5 protein-coding genes are annotated in these 8,205 nt (G+C 67.5%); 2 read left to right on the top strand and 3 right to left on the bottom strand.

Features of this window, described 5'->3' with window-relative positions:
• Positions 1-112: 112 nt before the first annotated feature.
• A complete protein-coding gene (locus tag ACZ6TV_RS03270; RefSeq protein ID WP_465294783.1) occupies positions 113-1,183 on the bottom strand; it encodes a serine/threonine-protein kinase in 1,071 nt (356 codons plus the stop codon).
• 351 nt (positions 1,184-1,534) lie between these two features.
• Complete coding sequence (locus ACZ6TV_RS03265; protein ID WP_465294781.1) at positions 1,535-3,463, bottom strand: N-6 DNA methylase; 1,929 nt, start codon at positions 3,461-3,463, stop codon at positions 1,535-1,537.
• A gap of 204 nt (positions 3,464-3,667) precedes the next feature.
• Here ACZ6TV_RS03265 and ACZ6TV_RS03260 point away from each other — a divergent pair, with 204 nt between their 5' ends.
• A complete protein-coding gene (locus ACZ6TV_RS03260; RefSeq protein ID WP_465294779.1) occupies positions 3,668-4,195 on the top strand; it encodes a hypothetical protein in 528 nt (175 codons plus the stop codon).
• Between the two features lie 865 nt (positions 4,196-5,060).
• Complete coding sequence (locus ACZ6TV_RS03255) at positions 5,061-7,256, top strand: DEAD/DEAH box helicase (RefSeq protein WP_465294920.1); 2,196 nt, start codon at positions 5,061-5,063, stop codon at positions 7,254-7,256.
• 20 nt (positions 7,257-7,276) lie between these two features.
• Here the strand turns inward: ACZ6TV_RS03255 and ACZ6TV_RS03250 are convergent, their stop codons facing one another.
• Positions 7,277-8,194, bottom strand: coding sequence for an HNH endonuclease (locus ACZ6TV_RS03250; protein ID WP_465294777.1), 918 nt, complete (start codon positions 8,192-8,194; stop codon positions 7,277-7,279).
• Positions 8,195-8,205: the final 11 nt, after the last annotated feature.

Here is an 8,205-nt window from a genome sequence, read left to right as displayed (position 1 = left end):
TCGTGGGGCGTCGGCTTCGCGGTGCGGACGAGCCACTCCTCGTCGCGGACGAGGATTCGAGCGCCGGGCGCAAACGATGCGGACTCCGGGTTGGTCATCGGACAGAACCTTCCTACAACGTCGACCGGCGGGCGTACTGGCGGCGCACCTTCTCGATAAGCCACATAACGTCAGGTCGCGGCTTGACCTTAGGCGTAGGTTCGACCGGAGTCGGCTCGGGTTCCGGCAAGTCGGGTGGCACGACGGTGCCGCCGGTCGGATCCGCCTCGGGATCCTGTTTCGGGTCGGTCAGGTGCGGCGGGACGATGAGTTCCGTGCTGCGGTCATAGGTCGACTCGTGGATCTGCCGGCGCAGATCGCTCGCCGGCACCCCGCCTGCAGTGGCGACTTTCAGCAGGCGTTTCCGCGCCGTGTCGAGGGTGGGCCGAGCGGTCGGGTCGAAGGCGAGCATCGCTCCGATCAGGGGTACGAGCTCGGCCGGCACTCCAGTCAGGTCCGGCAGGTCGGCCGGGTCGGTGATCCGCAGCAGCAGTCCCCATGAATTGGTCGCCGGGTAGAGGCCGTGGCCGGTGAGCGCGAGCACCAGCGTGGCTGCCAGCCCGTAGATGTCGGCGGCCGGGGTCAGGTCCCGCTCGCCTTTCACCTGTTCGGGCGACATGTACGCCGGGGTGCCTACCAGCTCGCCCGGGGCGGTCAGGTAGCTTTCCCGGTCCCGAAGCACTGCTAGCCCGAAGTCGATCACCATTGGGCCGTCCGGGCCGAGAATGATGTTCTGTGGCTTGAGGTCGCGGTGCAGCAGACCGGCCTGGTGCACCTTCGCTAGGCCGTCGGCCAGCATCGCGCCGATCATCGCGGCGAGCGGCAATGGCAGCGGACCGCGGTCGTCGACGTACTGCCGCAGGGTCAGCCCTGGTATGTATTCGACGGCGAGCCATGCTGGATCTGCGGTGAGGTCGGCGTTTTCCAGCCGGGCCACTCGTGAGCCGTACACCAGCTTGAGGCTCTCCAGCTCCGAAGCGAAGCGGTCGCGGATCGTCGGGTCCATCACCAGGTGACGCTTGACGACCTTGACGGCGACCCGGTCGGCGGTCGGCGACACAGCGAAGTACACGTCGCCCATGCCGCCAGACCCGAGCGGCTGTACCAGCTGATATTCGCCGATCGTCGTCAGCTTCAGCGTCATCTGTCCCCCTCGTGCGGCCCCGGCTCAATACGGAGACCGGCCGACAACCAGTGCGCGCACGCGTGCCGGGCACCGACTGCAGGGATTGTCGGCAGACCATTCAGCGATGCGCGAGGCGCGGTCGTCGTTCGCCTGTGTCGACGCCCGGTGATCCCCTTGTTGCAGGTAGGCAGTATCACAGTGATCTCGCCTTTGCGCCTTCCCCCGATCGGCGGCCATCGCCAGCCGCCGGTCGATGACAGGTGGATAGCCCGGCGTCAGGCGCACCACATCCGTCGTATCGGTCACCACTGCCGGCGTGCCGGTTGACGAATTGGAAATAACCGATGTCTATTCGGTGTGCAAACACTGTCACCAGGCCCCGGCATCGTCGGGCCGGATTACACCGTTGGCCAGGCCGTCAGCGGTGAGTTGGACGAGTTCGGCGCCGAGGGCAGCCGCTTCGCGCAGCGCGCTTTCGAAGGCGACCAGTCGGCGGAATGCCACGCCATGCGCACGCTGCTCCGCCAATGGCAGCCGGCGTATCTGGGCTCGGCGGATGTCAAACCGCAACGTACCCGCCAGGCTGCTCGCCTGCTTCTCATTGCCGGATGTCCGGAGTTGTCCGGCAAGGAACCACGGGTCGAGCGCGGCCGGATTCGGGCGTAGCAGATAAAGATTGCGGCCTAGCACCGGACCGTCTGCGGTGACTACCCGGGCGGTGAGCTGTCGCGCGACCATGGGCACCACCACGTCACCGGCAGTCACGCGGATCTCCTGGCCCAGCCGCCCAGCGCCACGCCCTGAGGCGGCATGCCCCTGCAGCACGTCCTGCACGGTCAGCACCGGCGGCTCATCGCTCACGCCGGATGGATCGTCGTCGTCGGTACCGGCGGCCCGGATAGGTCCGATCAGTTGCACCGCACCGGTGCGGACCAACTCGGTGACGGAGACGGTTGGCGCGGCGGCGCCAGTATCTGACGCGGTGGCGGCCGGTGGCATCAGACGGGGCAGTTCGGTGACGACTGCCGCGAGCCGTTCACGCGTGCGAACCAACCGTTCCCCGGTTTGCTCCCCGCCGGCTGGTTGTCGCCGGGCGGGAGTGAGATCGACGTCCTCGTCGAGCAGGTCGATCACTGGAACCGCCCGGGCGAAGCCGGGCTCGTCGATGACGGTGTCAGGTGCGCCGGCGATGGTACGTGCCAGCACCAGCACCCGGGCGTAGCAATCCTGCTGGTTGCCCGCGGCGTCGATCAGCAATGTCCGCGCGGGTGCCGGCGCGTCCGGAACGGGTCGCTGCAACAGCCATAGGTGCAGGGGTACCGCATGCGGAGCGGCGGCTCCGCCGGGTAACGCCACCACCGCGCGCAGCGCGCCGCGACGCAACAGCTCAGCGCGGATGCGCCGGCCGGCTTTGCGGCTCGCGGCTGAGGGCGGCATCAGCAGCACAGCACGGCCACCTGGACGCAGATGTGCCAGCGCGTGCTGCACCCAGGCCAATTCAGGTTCGGTCCGCGGCGGCGCGCCGTAGTCCCAGCGAGGGTCGTGTCCGAGTTCCTCCTGGCCCCAGTTGGTGACCCCGAACGGCGGGTGACTGACGACGGCGTCGAAGCTGCGCCCGACGAACGCGTCGGCGCGCAACGAGTCGCCGGTCATGACCTCGCCGGGCACGTTACACAGCTCCAACCACAGTGTGGCGAGGCGAGCGAGGGGTTCGTCGAGCTCCTGCCCGTACGCCGATGTGCATCCGGCGCGGGCCGCGGCCTGCAGGGCGCCCCCGGAGCCAGCCGCTGGATCGAGCATCGTGCCGCCGTCGACGTCGGCGAGCCTGACCATCAGATCGGCGAGGTCGTCCGGCGTGGCCCGCGGACGGCCGGGCGAGGGCTCGGAAAACCGTCGCCACAGCTCCTCGAACGCCGCTCGGGCTCCTAGCTCGTCGGCCAGGTTGTCGATCTCCGGCAGCAGGTACCTGACGTCCGGTTCGACCCATCCAGCGCTGGCCCGCCCATTGCGCTGGCGGGTGACCAAGATCGCGGCGACCGACGCAAGCGTGGCCGTGGGGTTGTCAGCCGCGGCGACGATCTGCCGCCACAACTTGTCCACAGTGGACAACTGGGGTGCCTTGCCCTGCCGGTGCAGCCATCGCTCGATCTCGGCTACAGCGAACTCGGGGCTCGCCGGCGTACCGCCGACCGGAGCGGGGAAGTCCGCATGCCGCTTGCGCCAGTTACTCACCGCGGCGCGGCCGACCCCGGCGAGCCGGGCAATCTCCGCCGCCGTGATGGTGGGGTCCTCCTGCACCTCAACATCGTGACATAGGTGTCAAGCATCTTGTCTGTTGACAGGGTTCACGGACAATGCTCTCATTGACATCGACGCCGGATCTCGCGTTGCGTCCGCATCGGGTTCGACGGACACCGCGTACCTGACGTAGACCCCGCACCGCGTCACCCCGTGCCAGGAGCGCCTGCCCGGGGTTCCATCCCTCGAAGGAGCGACAGCATCATGCGCAAAATCGTCACCGGACTGGCCGCCGCGTTGGCACTGTTCGTCCTCGCCTGCGGCGCTGTCCCGAAGAGCGACACCGTCAGCAAGGCACCCGCCGCGACCGGCTCCGGCGCACCGGTCGCCGATGCCGGCAAAGACACCCCGGCCGCCGCACCCGAGGGCCCGAAGAAGCTCGCCGTGGGCGAGGTCGGCGTGCTTTCGATGTCCGACGGCTCGACCGGTGAAGTCGTCGTCAAGAGCGTGAAGATGCAGGGCAAGGTGATCGTCGCGGCCGTCTCGATCACCTGCAAGACCGGCAAGATGGACTACAACCAGTTCCACTGGTCGATGCTCGCCGGTGACGGCACCAAGCTCGACTCCGGCTTCGACATCGGCGTGAAGAACCAGCTCCACTCCGGCGACATCGGCGCCGGCCAGACGGCCGCGGGCAACCTCGTCTTCGAAGGCACCGCGGCGCAGCTGAAGGGCGCACAGGTCCAGTTCGCCCCGTCGTTCGAGAACCTCGCCTACTGGGTCAACCCGTAACGCCAACCACCACTCCTTCGTGGCGCCAGCCGCTCCCCGGATCGGTAGCAGATCCTGCACGGACGGTTGCGGACACCAAAGCGCGGCGCGACTACCGTCATCGATCAAGCGGCACGCCGCCACACCCTCCTGGCGGCGGCGCCGACCTGTCCAGAAAGGTTTCGCGGATGGCGAGCGGCCGGGCGTCAAGGCTTGTCACCCTCGTGCAACGAGCGCTGGCGGCAGGACCGATGCCGCAGGAAGAGCTGCTGGCGAGGCTCCGGCAGGCCGGTCTGCGAGCCGATGTCGGCGTGGTGTGGGAAACGTGCCGTACCCACGGCATCGCCGATCTGAAGGATGACGTCTGGACGCCAAGAGGTTGGGCACCGCCTGCTGTCGCGACCAATCCGTCGGCCGATACGACGACGCAGATGCCAGCGCAACGCACCGGCGGAGTGCAGCCGTCGCACAGCCGAGCGGAGCGCCGCGCAGCGATCCATGTCCAGCGGTTTGCCGTTGCGTTGGATTTGGCGACACCCGAGCCCTTGGCCTCGATCGGGCCCGTCCCCGTTGGCTGGGAGTCGGCGGTGCAGGGGGCATGTCGGGCACTCGCTGACGAACTGGCGAAAGTGACCAGCCGGCGCACTGAGACAGACGTGTCCCTCGTCGATGGCCATGAAGCCGGGAGGACAGCGAGCCGACGGCTCGTCCGGTTCGAGGCCCAGAGTGAGATCGGTGCCGCTGAAGGAACCCGTGGCGTGCTCATCGTGGACGACCTGCACCTTGAAGTCGATGTCATCTCGGTGTTCGGCACCGTGGTCACGCTGTCGGTGCCGCCGGACGCACCGGCAGCGACCCGGGAGGCAACCCTCCGGCTGGACCTTTCCTGGCTGCTCAGCCTCCAGAGTCGACGACTGCGGGAGCTGATGCATGGTGGTCCAGGCTTCAACGCCGAGGCTGCCTGGCCGCCGTCAGCCCCGACAATCCGAGCAGCCTGTCCCAAGCTCCAGCGACTGAGCGCCTGGGTCCCGACGAAGCGGACCAGCTCAACGACGGCCAGCGACATGCCGTGGAGCTCGCGTTGGAGCACGGCACAACGTGGTTGTGGGGGCCGCCGGGCACCGGCAAGACGACAACGATTTCAGCGCTGGTGGCCGCGCTGTACGCCCGAGGCAAGCGAGTGCTGCTGGCCGCCCCGACCAACGCGGCCTTGGACGTGGCGGTCGTATCGGTGCTCAAGCGGACACCACAACTTGCCAGCGGAGGTGCCCTGGTCCGCCTGGGCCAGCCCACTGACACGCTCGTCGCGCATCCAGCCGGCGGTGCCGTACTGGTCGACGCCATCGCCGCGGAACGCGGTGCAGCGGTCGCCGAGGAGCGGGTGCGCGTCGGAAACCAGCTCCGGCAGTGCCGGCAGGCGTTGGCCGAACTTCGCCGGATCAAGCTTGCGTTGACGGACAGTCAACAACGAAGGCGCTCCGATCTGGAGAACCAGATCGCCGAGCTCAATGCCATTGCTGCTGGATTGGATCGCCTCCTGCTGGAGGCGCGCCGCAAGATCTGCCGGAAGGCAGCAGTGGTGGCGGCCACTGCTCACCAGACGATGCTTGACACTCTGAAGTCGCTGACCTTCGACGTCGTTGTGCTCGACGAGGCGAGCATGACGACCGCAACGCTTGCCATGTTGGTGGCTGGTGCCGGTTCCGGTCACACGGTCCTTGCGGGCGATTTCCGCCAACTTCCTCCGGTGGTCCTGGCGGACACCCCCGCTGCTCAGGAGTGGTTGCACAAGAGTCCGTTCGAAAAGGCCGGCATCGCGCGTGCCGTCCAGGACGGGCGTACCCCGAACCGGCTGGCGGCACTGAACACCCAGTACCGCATGCGTTATGCCATCGCTCAGGTGGTCAGCACCGCGTTCTATCGGGAGAGCCCACTGATCACCGCGGACGTGGTGCTCTTCCGGGAACGGCGCAGTCAGGCGGCTTGGGCGCGTAGTGACCTCGTCGTGCTCGATACATCTGGGCTTGCCGCCCGCACCGCCCGACGGCAGGGCGGCGCCTCCAGGTACAACCTCATGCATTCCCAGCTGGTCGCCGCGCTGCTCGGTGGGGCCACGACCCAGACTCGCGACCTGGCGATGATCACGCCGTTCGCAGCCCAGGCGCGCCTGCTGGAGTCGCTACTCATCGAGTCCGGCCTCAACGGGTGGGCGTCCTCGACTGTCCATCGGTTCCAAGGCGACGAGCGTGACATCGTCGTCTACGACACTGTCGACACCGGCCACGGCCTGACCAAGCTCCATCGGTGGTTCACCGAGGACGACGCTGGCAGCACCGGTCCCCGCCTGCTCAACGTGGCGGCGAGCCGAGCGCGGGACCACCTCGTGGTCGTCGGCGCGCTGAATCAATTGCACTGCAGGGGTTCGTCCGCAGGTCCGCTGTGGCGATTCTTCGCCCACCTTCTCGACAGCGCGACCAAGCTGAGCTGGCAAGAGGCGATTGGACTGTCGAACGGCGCCACCGAACATGTTCCGCGCGAGTCGGTACTGCGCCGGTTGCGCGACGACATCAGCAACGCCGCAACCGTCGAGATGTGGCTGCCCACCGCACCGTTGGTGGGTCTGCAGACACTGCTACCGGCACTGCGAGCGCTGCCACCGACAGAGGGAGATGCCCGACCCGACACGATCTGGATTGAGCCGGAACGCGACGGCTTTCCGCCGGCGGAGGCTCTGCACGCCCGACGTCAAGGGGTCAACATCCGCCTCTGTACACCGATTCTCGAGTCGAGCGCCGTTATTGGTGACGTGGTCTGGTCAGCGGGCGGCTCGCTCCTCGGCCCGGACCCTGGCGTCGTGCTCCGAACCGAGAACAGGGCCTTCGCCGACCTGGTCCGCCGCACCCAACGCCGCAAGCGATCTCAGACAGTTCCCGGCACCGGGCAGCTCGGAGATGACTGCGGGCGCTGCCGGCGCATGCTCGTCCGCTTCGAGCTGCCCAGTCGCGGTACCACGGACATGCGCTACCACTGCCCAGCCTGTGATCGCTCGACGAACAGCACTCAGGACAAGCGTCGGCGATAGTCGGGCAGGTGCGGCGCCCGTCAGGCGGCTTTGAACATGGTCTCGACGTGCCACTCAAGGAATTCCCGGTTCGGTCGGTCAGGCTTACGTTCCGGGACGGCGATCTGCTCTCCGCTCCGCGAGTAGAACTCCTCGCCGTTGCCGAAGTCTGCGCGGAGTCGAGGGCTGACCATCAGGCGGTACGACGGGTCGATGCTGAGGTACCCGCGATCGAACATGATGTGGACGTCGGAGCGCAGCAACAGGCCGTTGTCGAGCCGGTGCTCGCCGCCGTTCGGCAGCGGCAGAATGTGCGCTGCCTGCAGCACAGGTCGGATCTTCGCTCCGGTGATTGCGCAGCGGCGGTGGTAGGCATCGAGCACGACACCCTGGAAGGCCTGCTGCCCAAGCCGTTGCGGCCGGAGCCTCGGGTCTCCGTACACCGGTCCGCCTCGATGCCACGGCGCGCTCAGGTCGATCTCGACGTCCGTTCCGGTAAGCCGGTGAAAGAGGTCCAGGAAGTACCGGGCAGACCCACTTTCGGCCAGGTCGTAGCCCTTGCCCTGCACGATGTTCGAGGCGAAGTCGGGTGGCGGCCCCGCGATCGCGTCGGGTTCGAAGAAGCGAGTGTCGCGGATGAACAGGCACCCGATGTCCGGATCCTCGTGTAGTGGGATCGGTTCGCGCCGGTAGCGGCCGATATCCTCGCGCATCTGATGGAGGCTGGCAGCGCCGTTGCCCTCGCCATACAACTCCCAGGCGGTGGAAATCGGTAGCCGCGCGAAGCCGCTGAAGAAGCCACCGCCAACGACCCGGTTATGCGGATGGTGGGTCTTGAAGAAGAACGGCTCTCCGATCTGGACAGCGTGGAAGGCCTGCTTGCTGGACGGCCGCCAGAAGTTGACCTCTTGCAGGTTCGGTCGCTCGGCAAGGAACCGATACCAATCGCCGTCTGTCACACCAACATAGG

It is taken from the genome of Dactylosporangium sp. NPDC051087, assembly GCF_055586325.1.
Note: the sequence above shows the minus strand (reverse complement) of the source record. Positions and strands in the feature narration are given on the sequence as shown.

Excerpts from the sequence above, each read along its gene's own strand:
- ACZ6TV_RS03270 (WP_465294783.1), bottom strand. The coding sequence starts at position 1,183 with ATGACGCTGAAGCTGACGACGATCGGCGAATATCAGCTGGTACAGCCG.
- ACZ6TV_RS03260 (WP_465294779.1), top strand. The coding sequence starts at position 3,668 with ATGCGCAAAATCGTCACCGGACTGGCCGCCGCGTTGGCACTGTTCGTC.